At 59.5% G+C, this 19,285-nt stretch carries 10 protein-coding genes and 1 pseudogene; 10 read left to right on the top strand and 1 reads right to left on the bottom strand.

Annotated features, from left to right (window positions below):
* Positions 1 to 20: 20 nt before the first annotated feature.
* The 6 genes and pseudogenes from AC1Z32_RS40080 (at position 21) to AC1Z32_RS40105 (ending at position 9,603) form a co-directional block, all read left to right on the top strand.
* Positions 21 to 887 carry an HTD2 family dehydratase gene (locus AC1Z32_RS40080; protein ID WP_483484398.1) on the top strand — a complete coding sequence of 289 codons (867 nt, stop codon included), beginning with the start codon at positions 21 to 23 and terminating at the stop codon, positions 885 to 887.
* 23 nt (positions 888 to 910) lie between these two features.
* Positions 911 to 1,720 (top strand): HpcH/HpaI aldolase/citrate lyase family protein, encoded by an 810-nt coding sequence (locus AC1Z32_RS40085; RefSeq protein ID WP_483484399.1) that lies wholly within the window; start codon positions 911 to 913, stop codon positions 1,718 to 1,720.
* Between the two features lie 303 nt (positions 1,721 to 2,023).
* A pseudogene (locus AC1Z32_RS40090) lies at positions 2,024 to 3,475 on the top strand (NAD-dependent succinate-semialdehyde dehydrogenase).
* 207 nt (positions 3,476 to 3,682) lie between these two features.
* Positions 3,683 to 4,084 carry a TIGR01841 family phasin gene (gene phaP, locus AC1Z32_RS40095; RefSeq protein ID WP_483484400.1) on the top strand — a complete coding sequence of 134 codons (402 nt, stop codon included), beginning with the start codon at positions 3,683 to 3,685 and terminating at the stop codon, positions 4,082 to 4,084.
* A gap of 92 nt (positions 4,085 to 4,176) precedes the next feature.
* Complete coding sequence (locus tag AC1Z32_RS40100) at positions 4,177 to 5,889, top strand: PHA/PHB synthase family protein (protein ID WP_483484516.1); 1,713 nt, start codon at positions 4,177 to 4,179, stop codon at positions 5,887 to 5,889.
* Between the two features lie 216 nt (positions 5,890 to 6,105).
* Positions 6,106 to 9,603 carry a pyruvate carboxylase gene (locus tag AC1Z32_RS40105; protein ID WP_483484401.1) on the top strand — a complete coding sequence of 1,166 codons (3,498 nt, stop codon included), beginning with the start codon at positions 6,106 to 6,108 and terminating at the stop codon, positions 9,601 to 9,603.
* 1,505 nt (positions 9,604 to 11,108) lie between these two features.
* Here AC1Z32_RS40105 and AC1Z32_RS40110 read toward each other — a convergent pair.
* Positions 11,109 to 12,257, bottom strand: a complete 1,149-nt coding sequence (locus AC1Z32_RS40110; protein ID WP_483484402.1) for a glutathione-independent formaldehyde dehydrogenase — start codon at positions 12,255 to 12,257, stop codon at positions 11,109 to 11,111.
* A gap of 791 nt (positions 12,258 to 13,048) precedes the next feature.
* On the opposite strand from AC1Z32_RS40110, the gene AC1Z32_RS40115 reads away from it, so the two are divergent.
* The 4 genes from AC1Z32_RS40115 (at position 13,049) to AC1Z32_RS40130 (ending at position 19,173) form a co-directional block, all read left to right on the top strand.
* Positions 13,049 to 14,218, top strand: coding sequence for a zinc-dependent alcohol dehydrogenase (locus AC1Z32_RS40115; protein WP_483484403.1), 1,170 nt, complete (start codon positions 13,049 to 13,051; stop codon positions 14,216 to 14,218).
* Between the two features lie 487 nt (positions 14,219 to 14,705).
* Positions 14,706 to 16,475, top strand: a complete 1,770-nt coding sequence (locus AC1Z32_RS40120; protein ID WP_483484404.1) for a putative bifunctional diguanylate cyclase/phosphodiesterase — start codon at positions 14,706 to 14,708, stop codon at positions 16,473 to 16,475.
* A gap of 337 nt (positions 16,476 to 16,812) precedes the next feature.
* Complete coding sequence (locus AC1Z32_RS40125) at positions 16,813 to 17,616, top strand: alpha/beta fold hydrolase (RefSeq protein WP_483484517.1); 804 nt, start codon at positions 16,813 to 16,815, stop codon at positions 17,614 to 17,616.
* Complete coding sequence (locus AC1Z32_RS40130; RefSeq protein ID WP_483484405.1) at positions 17,617 to 19,173, top strand: hybrid sensor histidine kinase/response regulator; 1,557 nt, start codon at positions 17,617 to 17,619, stop codon at positions 19,171 to 19,173.
* The last annotated feature ends 112 nt before the right edge of the window (positions 19,174 to 19,285 follow it).

The following is a 19,285-nucleotide window of genomic DNA, read 5'->3' on the forward strand; positions in this document are numbered from 1 at the left end:
AAAACAGACCCGAGAAAGCAATGGATATCGACAACCTCAGTCTCTACCCAGGCTGGACCAGGCGCACGGAAGTGCTTCGAGAACGCATCGATGGACAGCGCGTGCAAGCGCTCGCTGCAGCCCTCGATCTGCCGACGGAATTCACCGACGGCACATCGCTGCCCGCCGGCTGGCAATGGCTGTTCTTCAATCCGGTCGCGCCGCGCGCCCAGCTCGCGGCCGATGGACATCCGCGTCGCGACACGCCGGACAGTTTCCTGCCACCTGTGCCGTTGCCCCGGCGCATGTGGGCGGGCAGTCGAATTCAGTATTTGCGCGATGTGCCCATCGGTGAGGAAGCGTCACGCACGAGCCACATCGCGAAGCTTGCGAACAAGAAAGGGCGCGCGGGCAAGCTCTGCTTCGTGACGGTCGAGCATCGCACCGAAGTCAGCGGTGAAGTTTGCATCATCGAGGAGCAGGACATCGTGTATCGCGAGGCGAGTTCGTCGTCTGCGTCGCCGAGCCCGTCCGCGCCGGATGCGCCCGTCGAATACAGCAAACGGGTAACCGCCGATAGCACCTTGCTGTTTCGCTATTCGGCACTGACCTTCAACGGGCATCGCATTCACTATGACAAGCCTTACGCGTGCGATGTTGAGGGCTATCGCAATCTCGTTGTGCATGGTCCGTTGAATGCCACCTTACTGCAGAACTTCGCTCGCGCGTGCTCGCCCGAGCGGCACTTGATCGAGTTTGAATTCAAAGGCGTAAGTCCGGTCTTCGTCGATGAAACGTTCGAGTTGCAAGCATGGACCGATGCGACCAAAACCCGTTTAAGCATGCGCGTGATCGATGCGCACGGGGCGCTCGCCATGCAGGCGAGCGCCCGTCTGGAAACCCGATGACCGAGACTCGACGAGGAACTACCATGTCGTCACACCGTACTTTTCTGTTTGTACCGGGCAGCAAGCCGGAGCGATTCGACAAAGCACTCACGAGCGGCGCGGATGCCGTGATCATCGATCTGGAAGACGCGGTCGCGCTGGATCATAAGGGTGAGGCGCGTCGCTCAATTGCCGAGTGGGCACGTGCCGACCGCCAAGTGCTGGTTCGCATCAACGCCAGATACACGCCGTGGTTCGAGCAGGACGCGCTGCTTGGCAAATTGCCGGGCGTGGCGGGCATCGTTCTGCCTAAAGCGGAGTGCGCCGAAGATGTGACTGCGCTTGTGGCACTGGTCAAACGGAGAATTCCCGTGTTCCCGTTGATCGAGAGCGCTCAGGGTATGTGGAACGCGTTGCAAATTGCCAAGGCGCCGTTCGTGAAGCAACTCATGTTCGGGACGCTGGATTTCATGGTCGATCTGAACATGGAACTGGACAACGATGACCTGAACATCCACCGTGCGAAGTTGGCCATGGTGTCGCGGGTAGCGGGTATCCGCCCGCCCATCGATGGTGTGACCACCAACATTGAAGACGTTGGCCAACTGGCGCGCGATACCTTGAATGGCAAGCGCTGGGGCTTTTCCGGCAAGCTCTGTATTCATCCGAAGCAAGTGGCAACGGTGAACCAGTCTTACGCACCGTCTGCGCAAGACATCGAGTGGGCGCACCGGGTACTGGAGGCGTCTCGTGAGGCTGTCGGCGCAGCCGTGTCCGTAGACGGCAAAATGGTGGATCGCCCGGTCGTGTTGCGCGCGCAGAGCATTGTCGACGCCGCAAGCGCTAGCGCGTAATCAAACCACGACCCTACTTCTCTGAAGAATTAGGGTAGGTGGTAACGCCGTCCAATCAGGCGGACGTTCTACGCGCAGCGCTGTAGCCCTTGATCGAAAGCGAAAGGCAAGGGGCATATGCAGCAGACGTGTGTCGCTGGCGTCAACGTCAGACAGTTTTGAGCTGGTCATGATGGAGTAGACGACACGGCGCGCGGTGCTTGGCCGTCACCGCGGAAGCCTTAAACGAGAACACTGCGCAAATCTAGGGCGACTGATTTATAGGGCGCACGCTCGATGCGTCGACAAAGAGTGAGGTGGGTCATGCAACTGCACTGCCCGGGTCTTTTTGAACAGGCGGCGTATATCGGCGGCAACTGGGTCGACAGCACATCGCTACCACGCGTGCCGGTGACCAATCCGTCGACGGGGGAGATCATCGGCTCCGTGCCGCAGGTGACGGCGCAACAGGTGAGCGAAGCGATCGACTGCGCTCACGGGGCGCTGTCTGACTGGCGCGGCTGGAGCAGCCGCGAGCGGGCATCGGTGTTACGCGAGTGGGCGCGTCTTGTCGAAAGCCACCGCGAAGACCTCGCCATCCTGCTGTGCAGCGAGCAAGGCAAGCCGCTGCATGAAGCGCGGGGGGAAGTCACCCAGGCGGCGAATTACCTTTAATGGTTTGCCGAGGAAGCACGCCGCATCTACGGCGACAACATCGCCGCTCCACGCCGTAATCAACGTATTCGCGTGCTGCATCAGCCCGTCGGCGTATGCGGCGCGATCACCTCTTGGACTTTCCCTTTGTCGATGGTCGCGCGGCGAGTAGGTGCGGCGCTCGCTGCGGGCTGCACGGTCGTGCACCATGCCGATCCGCAGACGCCTTTCTCTGCGCTCGCGCTCGCCGTGCTTGGCGAAAACGCTGGCTTGCCGCGCGGCGTGCTATCCGTGCTGACTGGCACCGGCGAAACGATCCGATCTGTGATGGTGTCGGACGAGCGCGTGCGAAAGATCGCCTTCACGGGTTCCATCGAGGAAGGCAAGCGGCTGATGGCGCTGTGCTCAGAGACTGTCAAGAAAGTGTCGCTCGAACTGGGTGCGAATTGCCCGTTCATCGTGTTCCAGGACGCGGACATTGATCTGGCCGTGAAGGGCGCGGTCGACGCGCGTTTTCGCCATTCGGGCCAAGCCGCGATGTGCGCGAACCGGTTCTTCGTGCACGAGGACATCTACGATAGCTTCGTCGAAAAGCTTGTATCGACGGTCGCAAGCATGAAAGTGAGCGATGGTATGGCGGAAGGGGCACAGATCGGCCCGCTCATCAACAATGCCGCTGTCGCGCGAATCGAGCAACTCGTCGATGACGCGGTGCGCGCCGGCGCTAACATCGCGACAGGCGGAGCGTGTCTCGCGCCAGGCGCGACCTTCTTCAAACCAACCGTGCTCATCGACGTCGATCCGCACATGAGCGTGTGCGGCGATGAGATTCTTGGTCCCATTGCGAGCGTGTTGCGTTTCAGGCATGAAGACGACGTCGTAGCGCTCGCTAACAACACACGCACCGGACTCGCCGCGTACTTCTACACGAAGGATCTGAATCGCGCCTTCAGAGTCATGGAGTCGCTCGAATGCGGCGTGGTCGGCATAAACGACAGCCTTGTCTTTAATGAAGTTGCGCCGTTCGGAGGCACCAAAGAGTCCGGCATGGGCCGCGAAGGCGCGCATTTCGGCATCGAAGAATATCTGGAGGCAAAGTACGTCTGCTTTGGGAACGTCTGAGCGCGCTGCTCGGAAGCCAAAAGGACCGACGCTTTGCAAAAAAAATCGATAGAAAGTCGTTGTTATGTATGGTGTCTTACACCTAAGTGACGCTTCGACCGAGACTCTCGCTGCGTCATGGTTACGATGTGCTTGTGATTCCGATGTCGCTCAACATTGGGTGTAAGCTCGAAGGACGTAGTTCTCGTAAAAACCCAGGAGACGGTCATGACTGAACAAACAAATCCCTTTGGCGACTTGGCGAAGGTGCTTGAGCAGTTCAAGGTTCCGGGCGTCGATATGTCCGCGTTGGTCGAGTCGCGCAAGAAGGACATCGAGGCGATCGTCGAGGCAAACAAGTCCGCGTATGAGGCAATGCAGGCGTTCGCCCGCAAGCAGACCGAGATGCTGACGCAGGCCATGCAGGACATTCAGGCAGCCGCACAGGTCGGCGCGACGGACCCTGGGAAGCACGCCGAAGTGGCGCGCAATGCGTGTCTGAAGGCGGTCGAGGACATCAAGGATCTGGCCGAAATTGCACGCAAGTCGCAAGTCGAGGCAATGGCAAGTCTCACCAAGCGTGCGAATGAACATGCGGCGGAGATCCAACAGATGCTCCAGCGCAAATAGCGCACACCCCTGCGCCCGTCACGCGAGCAGTCTTGCCCTGACGGGGGCGGTAATCATAATTCTCGGGAGACAGTATGGCCGCGCCCTTCAACATGCCGGACGAGTTTATCCAGGGATTCTTCAAAGCCGGTCAGACGTTACTGCAGGCCTACACCGGCGCGTCTGGCCAGTTCGGCGGAGCGCCTGCGACTTCCGCGAATCTCCCCACGCTCGCGCTGGCGCAGGCACAAGCGCATTACTGGCAACAGCAGATGGCGCTGTACGCTGGCATGATTGCGAATGCAACGGGACAGAAATCGGAGCCGGCGGTCCAGCCCGAGCGCGGTGATCGACGCTTCAACGCCGTGGCCTGGAGCGCGAACCCCTGGTACAGCCTGCTCAAGCAGACGTACCTGCTCAACGCGCGATTGCTCAACGACATGGTCGAGGCGTCTGGCGTCAGCGAGAAGGAAAAGCACAAGCTGCGCTTCTACGCACGCCAGTTCATCGACTCGATGAGCCCTGCCAACTTTGCCGCCACGAATCCCGAGGCGATACAGACGGCCGTCGAAACGCAGGGCGAGAGCATGCGCACGGGCTTTGCAAATCTGCTCGAAGACCTGAAGCGCGGACGCATCTCGATCACCGATGAAAAAGCCTTTGAAGTTGGCCGCAACGTGGCGGTGTCGAAAGGCTCGGTGGTCTTCGAGAACGAGCTGTTTCAGTTGATCCAGTATGCGCCGCTCACGGAAAAGGTCGCCGAGCGGCCGCTCGTGATCGTGCCGCCGTGCATCAACAAGTTCTACATCCTCGATTTGCAACCGGAGAATTCTTTCGTACGCTTTGCGGCCGAGCAGGGCCAGACCGTGTTTCTCGTGTCGTGGCGCAATCCTGACGCCGAACTCGGCCACATCACGTGGGACGACTACGTTGAAAAAGGCGCAATCAAGGCGATCGAAGTTGGCCGGGCGATCAGTGGCGCCGACAAGGTCAACGCGGTGGGCTGGTGTGTCGGCGGAACGATTCTATCGTCGGCGCTCGCCGTGCTGCGCGCGCGTGGCGACGAACCGGTCGCGAGCCTCACGCTTCTGACGACGATGCTCGATTTCAGCGATCCGGGCGACCTCGGCGTCTTCATCGACGAGCGGGGCGTTTCACAGCGCGAGCACACCATCGGGCGCGGCGGCATCTATTCGGGCGGCGAACTCGGTTTCGTGTTCCAGACCTTGCGCGCCAACGATCTGATCTGGCCGTATGTCGTGAACAACTATCTGAAGGGCGGCGCACCGCAAGCGTTCGACTTGCTCTACTGGAACGCCGACGGCACGAATCTGCCCGGCCCGATGTACGCCTGGTATCTGCGCAACATGTATCTGGAGAACAACCTGTGCAAGGCGGGCCGGCTCTCCATCTGCGACACGCCGGTGGATCTCGGCAAGATAGACATGCCGAGCTATATTTTCGGCACGCAGGAAGATCACATCGTGCCGTGGAAGGGCGCCTATCGATCGACCCAGCTCATCGGCGGCGACACGCAGTTCGTGCTCGGTGCGAGCGGTCATATCGCGGGCGTGATCAATCCGGTGTCGAAGAACAAGCGCAGCTACTGGATCGACGGCACGCTGGGCGGCGATGCGCAAGCCTGGCTGGAGTCAGCGAAGTCGCAACCGGGAAGCTGGTGGACGCACTGGATCACCTGGCTCCAATCGCACGCGGGCAAGCCGATATCGGCGCCGAAAAAGCCGGGCAACGCAACCTATAAGCCGATCGAACCGGCGCCTGGGCGCTACGTTGCGAAACATCCGCCCGAGGTCATGGGCGCCTGAGTGGTCGCGACTTGGATCGGCGGGTCGCGAGACTCGGCGTGCAACAGATTCGAAGGGCATCAATTTGCGCAAGAATTTCATCCTTCCCGTGGGACGCTACGCAAGCCGGGGCCTTCCAAACTCATCCACGCTGATGCGGTCGTTGTTGCTCCTGGCGCTTACTCGACGAATTTCCTTTCTGGCCTCGTGGACGACCAACTAATTGTGCGTACGACTATGCAACCGCTCAATACCAATCCTTCTCGAAAGATCAGATCTGTCTTGATCGCCAACCGCTCTGAGATCGCGATCCGTGTGATGCGCGCCGCTTCGGAGATGGACATTCGCACCGTAGCGATTTACTCGCGAGAGGACCGCCTGGCGCTGCACCGATTCAAGTCCGACGAAAGCTACCTGGTCGGCGAAGGCAAGAAGCCGCTACAGGCTTATCTGGATATCGATGACATCTTGCGTATCGCCCGCGCTGCCAAAGTGGATGCCATCCATCCAGGTTATGGATTTCTCTCGGAGAATCCCGACTTCGCGGAGGCCGTGATTGCTGCGGGTATCGAATGGATTGGCCCGCTTCCCGAGGTCATGCGTACCTTAGGCAATAAGGTCGCAGCGCGAAACGCCGCCGTGGCCGCCGGAGTGCCGGTGATGCCGGCTACGCCACCTTTGCCACCGAGCTTGGACGAGTGCAAGAACCTGGCGGCCAGCATCGGCTATCCCTTGATGCTCAAGGCCAGTTGGGGCGGAGGCGGACGTGGCATGCGAATCATCCGTACCGAAGCTGAAATGCCCGAGGCGCTAGCGGCGGCTCGACGCGAGGCGCTGGCGGCCTTTGGTAACGACGAGGTCTATTTCGAGAAGCTGGTCGAGCGAGCGCGCCACGTCGAGGTGCAGATACTCGGCGACCGTCACAACAACGTCGTGCACCTGTTCGAGCGTGACTGCACTGTACAGCGCCGCAACCAGAAGGTAGTAGAGCGAGCGCCCGCGCCTTATCTTGACAATGCCCAGCGCCAGGCTCTGTGCGAGAGCGCCGTGCGCCTGATGCAATCCGTGAACTACACGCACGCGGGCACGGTTGAGTTTCTGATGGACGCCGACAGCGGCCATTTCTACTTCATCGAGGTCAATCCACGAATACAGGTAGAGCACACCGTCACTGAACTGATCACCGGCGTAGACATCGTTAAAGCCCAGCTGCGCATCAGCGAAGGCGGGCATATCGGCGTCACAGAAGATGAGCAACCAAGTGCCCATGCCAGCGGCGTCCCCGCGCAAGAGCGAATCCGCATTAATGGCACGGCCGTGCAATGTCGAATCACCACCGAAGACCCCGAAAACGGCTTTCTGCCCGACTACGGGCGACTGTTGGTTTACCGTAGCGCGTCCGGTTTTGGTGTCCGACTCGATGCAGGGACTGCCTATGGCGGGGCCGTCATCACGCCGTACTACGACTCGTTGCTGGTTAAAGTCACCGTCTGGGCTCCCACGGCGAAGGAGTCGGTGCAGCGCATGACCCGGGCACTTCGCGAGTTCCGCATCCGAGGCGTAGCCTCAAACCTGCTGTTCTTGGAGAACGTGATCAATCATGCGGATTTCGCCGCAGGCACGGTGACCACGCGCTTCATCGACACGACGCCCGAACTGCTCGAATTCGTCAAGCGACGCGACAGGGGCAGCAAGCTGCTGGGCTTCATGGCCGATGTCACGGTGAATGGAAATCCCGAGATGGCGGGCCGCAAGATGCCGGATCTACCGTTTCCCAAGCCCGTGCTGCCACGTGTAGACCTGAGCACCCCGATACCGCGTGGCACGCGCGACAGCCTGAAGGAGCTTGGCCCCAAGAAGTTTGCACAGTGGATGCTGGACAGCAAGCCCGTGCTCATGACCGACACCACCCTGCGTGACGCCCACCAGTCGTTGTTCGCCACCCGCATGCGCACAGCCGACATGCTGCCCATCGCGCCTTTCTACGCACGCGAGCTGTCGGAGCTGTTCTCGTTGGAATGCTGGGGCGGCGCAACGTTCGACGTGGCCATGCGCTTTCTAAAGGAAGACCCTTGGCAACGTCTGGCCCAGCTGCGCGAACGCGTGCCAAACATCCTGTTCCAGATGCTGCTACGAGGCGCCAATGGGGTGGGCTACACCAGCTACCCCGACAACGTGGTGCAGTTCTTCGTCAAGCAGGCGGCGGACACCGGCGTGGACCTGTTCCGAGTGTTTGATGCGTTGAACTGGGTGCGCAATATGCGCGTGTCGATCGACGCCGTCCTGGAGTCGGGCGCGCTGTGCGAGGGCGCCATCTGCTACACCGGCGACCTGTTCGACCCTGCTCGCAGCAAATACGACCTGAAGTATTACGTCGGGATCGCGAAGGAACTGCAGCAAGCCGGCGTACATATTCTGGCGATCAAGGACATGGCAGGCATCTGCCGTCCGCGCGCCGTGGCTGCGCTCGTCAATGCGCTGAAGGAGGAAACTGGCCTGCCGGTGCACTTTCACACGCACGACACTAGCGGCATTGCCGCCGCCTCGGTATTGGCGGCCGTCGAGGCCGGCTGCGATGCGGTGGACGGTGCGCTGGACGCCATGAGCGGTCTCACCGCCCAGCCCAACCTCTCGTCCATGGCCGCAGCATTGACGGCAACCGAGCGCGACCCAGGCCTGTCGCAGCATGCGCTGCATCAAGCGTCGACCTACTTCGAGGGAGTGCGCCGGTTCTATGCACCGTTCGAAAGCGACATACGCTCCGGCACAGCCGACGTCTATCGCCATGAGATGCCCGGTGGTCAGTACACCAACTTGCGTGAGCAGGCACGCGGCCTCGGGTTGGAGCATCGCTGGACCGAAGTCTCGCAGGCCTACTCCGACGTGAATAGGCTGTTCGGCGATATCGTCAAGGTTACGCCTACCTCAAAGGTGGTGGGCGACATGGCCTTAATGATGGTGGCCAACGACCTCACGCCGGCCCAAGTAGCCGATCCGGCGCATGAAGTAGCGTTTCCCGAATCGGTGGTTGCATTGTTCAAGGGTGAACTCGGATTTCCGCCGGACGGCTTTCCCCAAGATCTGTCGCGCAAAGTGCTCAAGGGTGAGCCGCCAGCGGCCTATCGCCCCGGCGACCATCTACCGCCCGTAGACCTCGAAGCAGCTCGCATAACCGCCGCGCAAGCGGGTGGCATCTCCATTGATGAGATGGACGACCAACAGCTGGCGAGCGCGTTGATGTACCCGAAAGTGGCCAGCGAGTTCCACCAGCACCGGCAAAAGCATGGCGATGTCTCCGTCCTGCCCACGCCGACTTTCTTCTATGGCATGAAGTCCGGCGATGAGGTGGCGCTGGAGATTGATGCGGGCAAGACTCTGCTGGTTAGCCTTCAGACCATCCAAGAGGCTGATGGCGTCGCAAAGGTGCAATTCGAGATGAACGGTCAGTCGCGGATGACAAACGTCGCGCGAGCTGGCGTGGCCGCCTCTGCACAGCGCGAGACGGCAGAACCCGGCAACCCGTTGCATGTTGGCGCGCCCATGCCAGGCGCAATCGTCACAGTACCGGTAGTCGCTGGCCAACAAGTGCAGGCGGGGGCGACACTGCTATCGCTGGAGGCCATGAAGATGGAAACCCACATGACGGCTGAACGCGAGGGAGTGATCGAACGCGTGTTGGTCAAGCCTGGAGACCGAGTCCAAGCTAAGGACCTGCTGATCGTATGGCGAGCATGAGGGGCGGCACCATGAACTGAATGCGAGGCGAACACCGGCGCAAGCTCGCAGGACGTGTAATAAATCAATTATTTCCGTATCGCTTTGGAACTATTAATTCAACACAAAACGCACCATTATCCTAATGGTGCGTTTTGTGCGACTTTCATGTGTCACAGTTGCGAACTCAGACGCATGCGAGAAGCCATCAATCTCCAGCACCATTTTACATAGAGGAATATCGCGTACTTGACATAAACTCGTCGTGTCGCTCGGTGCATCACGCTGGGGTTTCTGTTTCGGTTCAGGGACATAGCGCTTAGTCGTGCGCGTTATCTACACGGTTATCCACGTAAGCTGTGGACAAGTACAATCAACCTGTAAGTCCAAGTGGACGCCGCTCCCCAATGTCTTTCATCCGTTCGGGAACTTCCCGAACCGGCCCAGTAAGCGTCATTCGCAGATGAATCTATCCGGCCGACGGAACGTCGGCTTTTCATCGATCATCGGCCGGTCACAGCATATGCGAGGATGACAGAGTCGGCATATCTGTGCCGACGGAAAAGGGTACTGGACTTCGACTGGAGACGTTGCATCACTCAGCACTCCAAATGGACCGTTGGATAAGCGTTGCGCACGTAACCCAGCCTTTCCCTCAGCCTCAGTGCCGCGTGATCAATAAACGCTCGAAGTTTGAGCGGTATCTAGGCTCGCGCTGCTTACATGGTTGGCATCCTCATGAAAGCGACTGTTGACACGCGCGCGTGAACGCTGCAACGGGGAGATGAGCGTTATTGATGTCTGAGGTTGCATAGTCTTTGGCACGCCGCACTCAAGTCGTTTGGGCTGTCACAAATTGATGTATTCGTCGTCGCCCGACTATGGCATCCTCTAGTTGCTTATGCCTACGCAACGGAGGCCAAATGGGGCTTATACGCGAGGATCAATCGGAGTTAACGGCGATCAGTCGGCAGATCAACGATTGCCATAATAAATCGAAGCGCAGTGCGAGCGGCTGGCGAGACAAATGCAGACCGGGCATGAGCCAAAAGAGTCTCGAGCGGTGCTTCTCTGCCTGCATAGGACGCTTGTTGCCTTGAAACGCGCACGAGACGCAATGGAAGGCTAGGCACGGTGCCCGACGCGTTCGTCTGGGCGTAAGTTGGCGGTCGACGACAAGCTGCCATGAATGGACCTTCGCCTGGATCCATGTCGGACAGTGAGACGGCCACTTTGCTTCAGCATTAAAGTTGACGACTGGTATCGAATCGCAAGCCGTTTTCAAGCCGAGCTTAATGAACAGGCGAGGCGACGAGGCGGCTTCTCCCGCTGCGCGGCCCGGCCTGTGCAGCGGGATCGATGAGATTGTTCGCAGCACTTGCGCTCATCCCACACGTGCCCATGAGTCGCGCAACTGCACCTTGCGAGCATTGCCCAAATCGCGATGGCCGGTTCGCGTTCCCAAGAAGACCTCGATGAGCGAATGGCTCGAGCCCGCGTGCGGCTACGATCGTCGCTTCACTTCGCTACCCTCCGGGGTGCAAGACCACCTTGGTCCAGCCGTGCTCCCGTACGTCGAAGTGTTGATAGGCGTCAGGCGCCTCGTCGAGTTTCAATTCATGCGACACGATGAACGATGGCTTCGCCCGGCCGGCGTGTATCAGGTCGCGTAACTGCCGGTTGTATGCCTTGACGTTGCACTGGCCAGTGGCGATGTGCTGGCCTTTGAACCAGCACTTGCCCCAATCGAATGCAATCTTTCCCTCCTTCGCCAGTTCGTCTTGCGCGCCCGGATCCTCCGGAACGAACACGCCGACCACTCCGATCCCGCCAGTGAACTTGACCGACGACACTAGGTTGTTCATCGTGAGGTTTGGGCGCTCGTGGCGTTGCGGAGCCGGATCGTGGCACTGATAGCCGACGCATTCGCATCCTACGTCCGCGCCCATGCCTTGCGTCAGGTCCATAACCCGCTCCACCGGATCTTCCTTCGAATAATCGATCGCAACTGCGCCGATCGACTCAGCAAGCTTGAGCCGGTCGGGATGGCAGTCCACCACCATGACACTGCGGGCTCCCTTGATGATGGCCGAGTGGGCGGCCATCAGACCAACTGGTCCCGAGCCATATATCACCACAGCGTCGCCTGGCCGCATGCCGGCTAGTTCGGTCGCGTGCCAGCCGGTCGGGAAGATGTCGGCGCACATCACGTAGTCGGTCTGCTTCTGCTCTGCGTCCTGCGGCAGTTTCAAGGACATGAAGTCCGCCCAAGGTACCCGAAGATATTCGGCCTGCCCGCCAGGCCAGGGGCCCATGTCCGCAAACCCGAAAGCGCCGCCAGCGATTCCTGGCTGGTTCGCGCTCAGGCAAAATGCGGTGAGGCCGCGCTCGCAGTTCACGCAGTGGCCACAGCTTATATTGAATGGCAGGCACACCCAGTCACCGGGCTTGATCCGCTCCACAGCAAACCCGACCTCCTGAACGACGCCAAGATTTTCGTGACCGAAGATGCGACCTTGCTCGAAGTCCGTTCGACCCTCGTACATATGCAGGTCGGAACCGCAGATGTTGGTACTGGTGATTCTGACGATAGCGTCGGTCGGACGCTCGATCTTGGGATCCGGAACATTCTCGATCGAGACCTGGCGAGGTCCACGATATACAACGGCTTTCATATCTTTCTCCCGAGAGCCAACAGCAAAAAAGCCTGAGCCGCGTCAAACCTTCGGCGGCTGACGGCGTCGATAAACCCGCAGGCACACCTGCGGCACCGGTGATCTCATCGCTGGCGACGCTAATCCTGATCGGCTTTCTTCCCCTCTCATCCAGCCAGGGGCGGTGAAAAAAGGCGAGTGCTATGAACCGCTGGTTCTGAACAGTCTATAGCTATCCTAAACAGTGACCGCCATGTGCTTCGAATTTCGCGTGACGGCACGCGAGAGCGTAGGCAGCTATCCGTGTGCCAGATCCTTATCGATGGAGGCGGCTCACGGATGAGCGTCGTTGACCTGATCACCTCATCGATTCGTGATGGGCGACGGGTGTGGCGCATTCGCTGGAAAAGTTGCACGAAGCTGGATATTTTGCAACAGCGCCTCGAAGCTGAGTGAAGTGCTTGACGCATGCGTCGCCGGCGAAGCTCGTATCGGCACGCATTGCCAGGAACACCTGTCTAGGACACCGAAGCGCAACGATCGACTGGATTGGCGGCGGGCTTGGCGGAGCCGAAAGATGTCTCGCCAACTGCTCAGCTCGCCGGCAATCGAGATAGTGCGTTGACATGGACACCGATGGTGAGCCATCGACTGCCAGTTCATCGTTACAGCGACAATCCATTGGGGAATTGATTACAGCAGAAAAGGAGGCTTGAACGGAACGAGCAATGCTGAGCGCACTTCGGTTGCCGCGTCGCTGAGAAGCGAAGATCACGCGCGATACAACCGCTCAATCACCATGGAGGCTAGCGATGAGAGCGCTTATCTGGCAAGGCAAGAAGGACATCCGGTGCGAGTCGGTTCCGGACCCAGTCATCGAACACCCCCGAGATGCGATCATAAAGGTATCGACCTGCGCCATTTGCGGCTCGGACTTGCACTTATTCGATGGATTCATGCCAGGCATGGAGTCGGGCGACATCATGGGTCACGAATTCATGGGCGAGGTAGTGGAAGTCGGCAATGAAAATAGCGCGCTAAGGATCGGAGATCGGGTTGTCGTTCCCTTCACGATCATCTGCGGCGAATGTGATCAGTGCAAGCGTGGCAACTTCTCGGTCTGTGAACGGAGCAATCGTAACCAGGACGCCGCGAACAAAGTCTTCGGTCACACGACTGCGGGCTTGTTCGGTTACACGCATTTGACAGGCGGGTATCCAGGTGGGCAGGCCGAATATGTGCGCGTGCCATTTGCGGACAGGACGCACGTGAAGATTCCCGACGGCCTCACCGACGAGCAGGTGCTCTTCCTCGGTGACATCTTTCCAACCGGCTGGCAGGCGGCGGTTCAATGCGACATCGAGCCGACAGACACCGTCGCCATCTGGGGGGCAGGCCCCGTAGGCCAGATGGCGATTCGCAGCGCCGTTCTGCTCGGCGCGAAGCAGGTGGTTGCGATCGACCGGGTGCCCGAGCGCCTCGCAATGGCCCGTGCGGGCGGCTCCACCGTTATAAACTTCGACGAAGAGAGTGTCCTGGAGCGCCTGGCCGATCTCACGCAAGGCAAAGGTCCCGAGAAGTGCATAGACGCGGTCGGCATGGAGTCGCATGCGACGCGCTCAGTCGATGCCATGTACGATCGGGCCAAGCAGGCGGTGATGATGGAAACCGACCGGCCCCACGTATTGCGGGAAATGATCTACGTCTGCCGTCCGGCTGGCACGCTGTCCGTGCCGGGCGTGTACGGCGGTCTGATCGACAAGATCCCGTTCGGCGCCTCCATGAACAACGGGTTGACGTGGCGCATGGGGCAAACCCATGTGAATCGCTGGACCGACGACTTGTTGCGACGCATCCAGGATGGGCAGATCGATCCGTCATTTGTGATCACGCACACCGTGCCGCTCGATCGAGGACCCGAGATGTACAAGACATTCCGCGACAAGGAAGATGGCTGCATCAAGGTCGTGCTGAAGCCATAGTGTCAAAGACGGTGGCTCACCTCAATCCGGTTGCGTCGACATAGCACCGCGCGCATCGGCTCGATCGCGCCGACTTTGTGACGCAAGTCATCGACTAAGAGCCGCTGCGGTGAGTCATCCGCGAGCGGCAGTCAACGTTCTGCGGTGCCGTATCCCTGGCGCGGAGGCGTCGGTTCATGTTGCGCCAAGAAACGCCGATTTCATGATGGGAGCGGCGCTGACAGGCTGTCGAAATTGAGCTAACAGGCCGGTGTCCTAGACAAGAAATTGCATCGTTGCGCTTACGCGTAGCGGTCGGCTAGGACGCTATTCAGAATTGGCGAGGAATGCCGTTATTGCGGCAATGGATCCGCCTATGCACAAAGCTCGATGAAACGAAGCGTTGACCATATGGTGCGCAAGAAATCCGGCTTCCGCCCGTTTCAGTCTGCTTCGCTTAGAGGCGAACCCTCAACACTCGCTATCAGGTCGAACACGGCAATACAGCATGACGAAGTACAGCGACAAACAATCCGCGCGGCAGAGGAAGATGACTGGATTCACCGACCAGCCTGTCGACGGGGGCAAAAGCGCGGGAGATTTTCAAGTGCTCGATCACATCACGGACGGAGTGATGTTGCTCGACCGGCAGTGGAAGTTTCGCAATGTGAATCGAACCGCTGCACGATTGCTGCAGCGTTCGTCGACGGAGTTGATTGGTCGCGAAATCTGGACTGAATATCCCGACCTGGTCGGGTCGAGCTACGAAAAAACATATCGGCAGGCGGCGGAGACCGGCTTGCCCTGCACCGTCACCGAGTTCTACGCGCCGCTCGATACGTGGTTCGAGGCGCGGGCATTCCCATGCAAGGGCGGCGTCACCGTGCTGGTCCGCGATGTCAGCGAGGCGCGCACGATGTCGGCGCGTTTGTCAGAGCAAGCGATTCATGATGCGCTCACCGGCCTCATCAACCGGAGGGAACTGCTTACCCGCCTCCACCGCCTCATCGACCAAGGCACCGCCGATTCCGTCGATGTACTCTTCATCGACCTGGACCGTTTCAAAGAGATCAACGATTCCTTTGGCCATGCGGCTGGAGATGAAATCCTGCGTGTGATCGGCCAGCGTCTGTCGGGCTCGCTCGGTGAGCGAGCCTGTGCATCGCGCATCGGCGGTGACGAGTTCGTGGTCTATCTCATTGACGCGCCCGAAAACGAGGCCGCGCGCGTTGCTAACAACATCATAGGTCGCATGCGGGAGCGCATTGAGACGCCGACCGTGCGCGCGTCGGTGAGCGCGAGCATTGGATTGGCGCGATATCCGTTTTCGGCAGCGAGTGCCGACCTGTTGCTGCGCAATGCCGACACTGCCATGTATCAGGCGAAGCGCCTGGGCGGGTCCCTTGTGTGGTCGTTCAGTAATGAGGACGAGCAGCGTCTCTCTCGTCGTCTTCGGCTACGCGCAGACATGGAGAGTGCCAGCGCGGCGTGCCAGTTCGAACTGCATTACCAGCCGCAACTGAACTTGCACACCGGCTGTGTCTATGGTGCAGAGGCGCTTCTGCGATGGAACCATCCCCAGTTAGGTCTACTTGCGCCGGCCACTTTTCTCGATGTCCTGTTCGAATCACCAGCCTACGAATCGACGGCGGAGTGGCTGATTCACCTTGCATTGCGCCAGGCGGCGGAATGGCAGGTTACCGACCGTATGCCGTTCAAGGTTGCCATCAACCTATCGGCTGCGATGATTCAGAACTCCGATCTCGCTGCACTGGTCTCGCAGGCGGCTGAGGCAGCCGGCGTATGCGCTTCAGTGCTGGACATTGAAGTGACGGAGTCGGTCATCGTGAGTGACTTCTCGGCCGCTTCGCGCTCGCTCGCCGCTGTCCGGCAGCTCGGCGCGACCGTATCACTCGACGATTTTGGGACCGGCTACTCAAGCCTCTCGTACCTTACCAAGTTGCCCGTCGACCGCATCAAGATCGATAAGTCGTTCGTGCAGCAGCTCACCGTCGACGAGACTCGTCGGCAGGCTCAAGCGATGATTGAAGCGATGGTGGCGCTCGCTCGCGCGCTGGGTATGCAAACTGTCGCGGAAGGGGTGGAGAATGAGGAGCAACTGGCCTTTGTCAGTAAGCTCGGGTGCGATGCCGCGCAAGGATACGTGATTGGCAGGCCAGTACCGGCTGACGGCGTCGATCCTCACGCAAAGATGCGGTTGGCTGCACGGGGCGTGTCGTCGTCACCTGGATCGGTCGCTGCTCCTCAGAAGCGATAGCCGCCGCCACCTTGTATTGTCATTGAACGTCGGCTTGGCCGGCGAGCGAATGGCCGTTGCACCTCGTCAAGAGACGCTCGGCGTACCGAAGGTCGATCAAAAAAATTGGGTCGGCAGCCCACAGACGACGGACGCTCACCATTGTAATGTGCCGCCGCATTGACTTTACCATCGCCACATCGGGCAGGCTCGTCCTGACGCGTCCGAAGGGTGAGAGCCGCTGATGATCGACAAAACTGTGATCCTGGACGTCTCCAATCCAGTTCACTGCGCGCCGCGGGGCGGAACATGGCTACCCTGTGCGATGATGGATGGTCAACTACTATTTGGCGTTCATATGGGTTTTCTTCAACGAAACAACGTCCATATCTCGGGTGAGGGAGAGCGCACCATAGTTCTCGCTCATGGCTTTGGGTGTGATCAGAACATGTGGCGCCTGCTTGTGGCGGATCTGTCCAGGCAGTACAAAACAGTGCTTTTCGATCTGGTTGGCAGCGGCGGATCTGACCTGTCGCTCTATGACTATATCAAGTACGGGTCACTTCACGGCTACGCCGATGATCTCCTTGAAATCGTCGCCGGGACGGCCAGCTCCCCTGTGATTTACATCGGCCACTCAGTCAGTTCCATGATTGGAATGCTTGCCGCAATCAAGGCTCCCGAGCTTTTCGCTGCCAACGTCATGATTGGGCCATCGCCCTCGTTCATCAACGACGGCAACTATGTTGGCGGTTTTGAGCGAGGCGACATTGAGGACCTGCTGACGACCCTCGACAACAATTACCTGGGGTGGTCAAGCAATATGGCGCCGACCATCATGGGTGCACCGGATCGGCCGGAGCTGGCGGACGAGCTTACGAACAGTTTTTGCAGCACTGATCCCGATATCGCCCGGCATTTCGCGCATATTACCTTTCTGGCGGACCACCGGGCTGACCTTGCCCGCGTCACCACGCCCACCCTTATTATTCAGTCCAATGACGACCTGCTCGCTCCGATTGCAGTCGGCGAATACATGCATGACGCGATCAGCCAAAGCACTCTTGCCATAGTCGATAACGTCGGTCACTGTCCGCATCTGAGTGCGCCCGGCCCATGCCTTGATGCGACCAAGCAGTTCCTGCACAGCCGGGGGCTTTGAATGGATACGTCCCGCCGGGCGCTGCCCCCGATTGAAGACGCTTACGAACAGGCGTCCTGCGGCCTTCTGACGACGGCGACTGACGGGACGATCCTCCGCGTGAACGCGACGTTCTGTCGATGGTCCGGATTTGACGCCGAGGAGCTCCTCGACAGGCGCCGCATTCAGGATCTCCTGACGATGGGGGGCAAGGTCTTTCATCAGACGCACTGGGCGCCGCTGTTGCAGATGCAGCGGTCGGTCGCAGAGGTCAAGCTCGAAATACGGCACCATGACGGGCACAAGGTGCCGATGCTGATCAATGCAGTCCGCAAGGTCTGTGACGGGGCAGAATACGACGACTTTGCCTGCATGCTGGTCCTGGACCGTCACAAGTATGAGCAGGAATTGCTGCGGGTCAGACAGCAGGCGCAGCGGGCGCTCGACGAGAAAAGTATCGTCGAAAATGCTCTGCGCGACGCGGACCGCCGTAAGGACGAGTTCGTCGCTACGATTGCGCACGAGTTGCGTAATCCCCTTGCCCCGATACAGGCGGCGGCACGTTTATTCGGCTTGCAGAGTTTCAGTGATCCGCGGCTTGTGTGGTCCAGCAGGGTGCTGGACCGGCAGGCCCGGCAGTTGGCGAGGCTGGTCGACGATCTGCTCGATATTTCGCGGGTAGCCGAAGGAAAACTCGAGATCAAGTTGGAGCACGTGAATCTGACGCACGTCCTTCGACAGGCGAGCGACGTGTCCCGGGGGGTGCTCCAAACAGCGGGGCACCGGCTGATTGTCGATCTTCCCGATCAAGCTCTTTTCGTAGACGCCGACGCAGGCCGTCTGATCCAGATCGTCGAAAACCTCCTGACCAACGCTGCGAAATACACACCGTCGGGGGGAACAGTTTCTCTTTCTTTACGACGCGACGAGCAGACCGCAACCATCGCCGTCCGGGACTCGGGCATTGGTATCGCCGAGGCGGATCTTCCGTCAATTTTCGGGATTTTCACCCAGCTCCCGTCCGGTGCGTCGCGTTCGCAAGGAGGCTTGGGCATCGGCCTTTCGCTCGTTCGCGCATTGGCTGAACGTCACGGTGGCAAAGTTGGCGTTACCAGCGAGGGCGCGGACAAAGGAAGCAAGTTTACCGTCCAGCTCCCGCTGTCGCCTGTACAGACAGCAAAGGCGGATACGGCAGCAGATTATCCCGGCACACGTCCAAGTCCGCACCGAGTGTTGATTGTTGATGATAATGATGACGCGGCACTGAGTCTCGCCACATTGCTTGATATCGATGGGCACGAAGCGCGCACGGCGCCAAACGGGACAAAGGCCCTCGAAATTATCTCGGATCTCTGGCCCGACGTCGTATTGATCGACATTGGCCTTCCCGATATGTCGGGCTATGACTTGGCAAGGTTGTCGAGGGCAACAGTCGGAAAGGCAAGCTTGCTGCTGATTGCGCTGACCGGGCGTAACCAAGCGGACGATCGGCGCGCTGCCTTCGACGCCGGATTCGAGCATTTCATGACGAAACCCGTGAACTATGAAGCTTTAGTCGGCCTGCTTAAGTCTCGCTAAACACGTGAAAAGCAATCGGCGCAACATACGAACATAAAACCTGATGTCCGCTTTGACCTGCTATCCGTCCTTGAAGTAGCAACAGCTCGACTGGCAGCAACGGGTCGCGGAA

The organism is Caballeronia sp. 11_S32, from assembly GCF_056930355.1.

Bases quoted from the DNA above. Each gene is read 5' to 3' on its own strand.
- AC1Z32_RS40125 (WP_483484517.1), top strand. From the start codon at position 16,813: ATGGGTTTTCTTCAACGAAACAACGTCCATATCTCGGGTGAGGGAGAG.
- AC1Z32_RS40115 (WP_483484403.1), top strand. From the start codon at position 13,049: ATGAGAGCGCTTATCTGGCAAGGCAAGAAGGACATCCGGTGCGAGTCG.
- AC1Z32_RS40130 (WP_483484405.1), top strand. From the start codon at position 17,617: ATGGATACGTCCCGCCGGGCGCTGCCCCCGATTGAAGACGCTTACGAA.
- AC1Z32_RS40105 (WP_483484401.1), top strand. From the start codon at position 6,106: ATGCAACCGCTCAATACCAATCCTTCTCGAAAGATCAGATCTGTCTTG.
- AC1Z32_RS40085 (WP_483484399.1), top strand. From the start codon at position 911: ATGTCGTCACACCGTACTTTTCTGTTTGTACCGGGCAGCAAGCCGGAG.
- AC1Z32_RS40120 (WP_483484404.1), top strand. From the start codon at position 14,706: ATGACGAAGTACAGCGACAAACAATCCGCGCGGCAGAGGAAGATGACT.
- AC1Z32_RS40080 (WP_483484398.1), top strand. From the start codon at position 21: ATGGATATCGACAACCTCAGTCTCTACCCAGGCTGGACCAGGCGCACG.
- AC1Z32_RS40100 (WP_483484516.1), top strand. From the start codon at position 4,177: ATGCCGGACGAGTTTATCCAGGGATTCTTCAAAGCCGGTCAGACGTTA.
- AC1Z32_RS40110 (WP_483484402.1), bottom strand. From the start codon at position 12,257: ATGAAAGCCGTTGTATATCGTGGACCTCGCCAGGTCTCGATCGAGAAT.
- phaP (WP_483484400.1), top strand. From the start codon at position 3,683: ATGACTGAACAAACAAATCCCTTTGGCGACTTGGCGAAGGTGCTTGAG.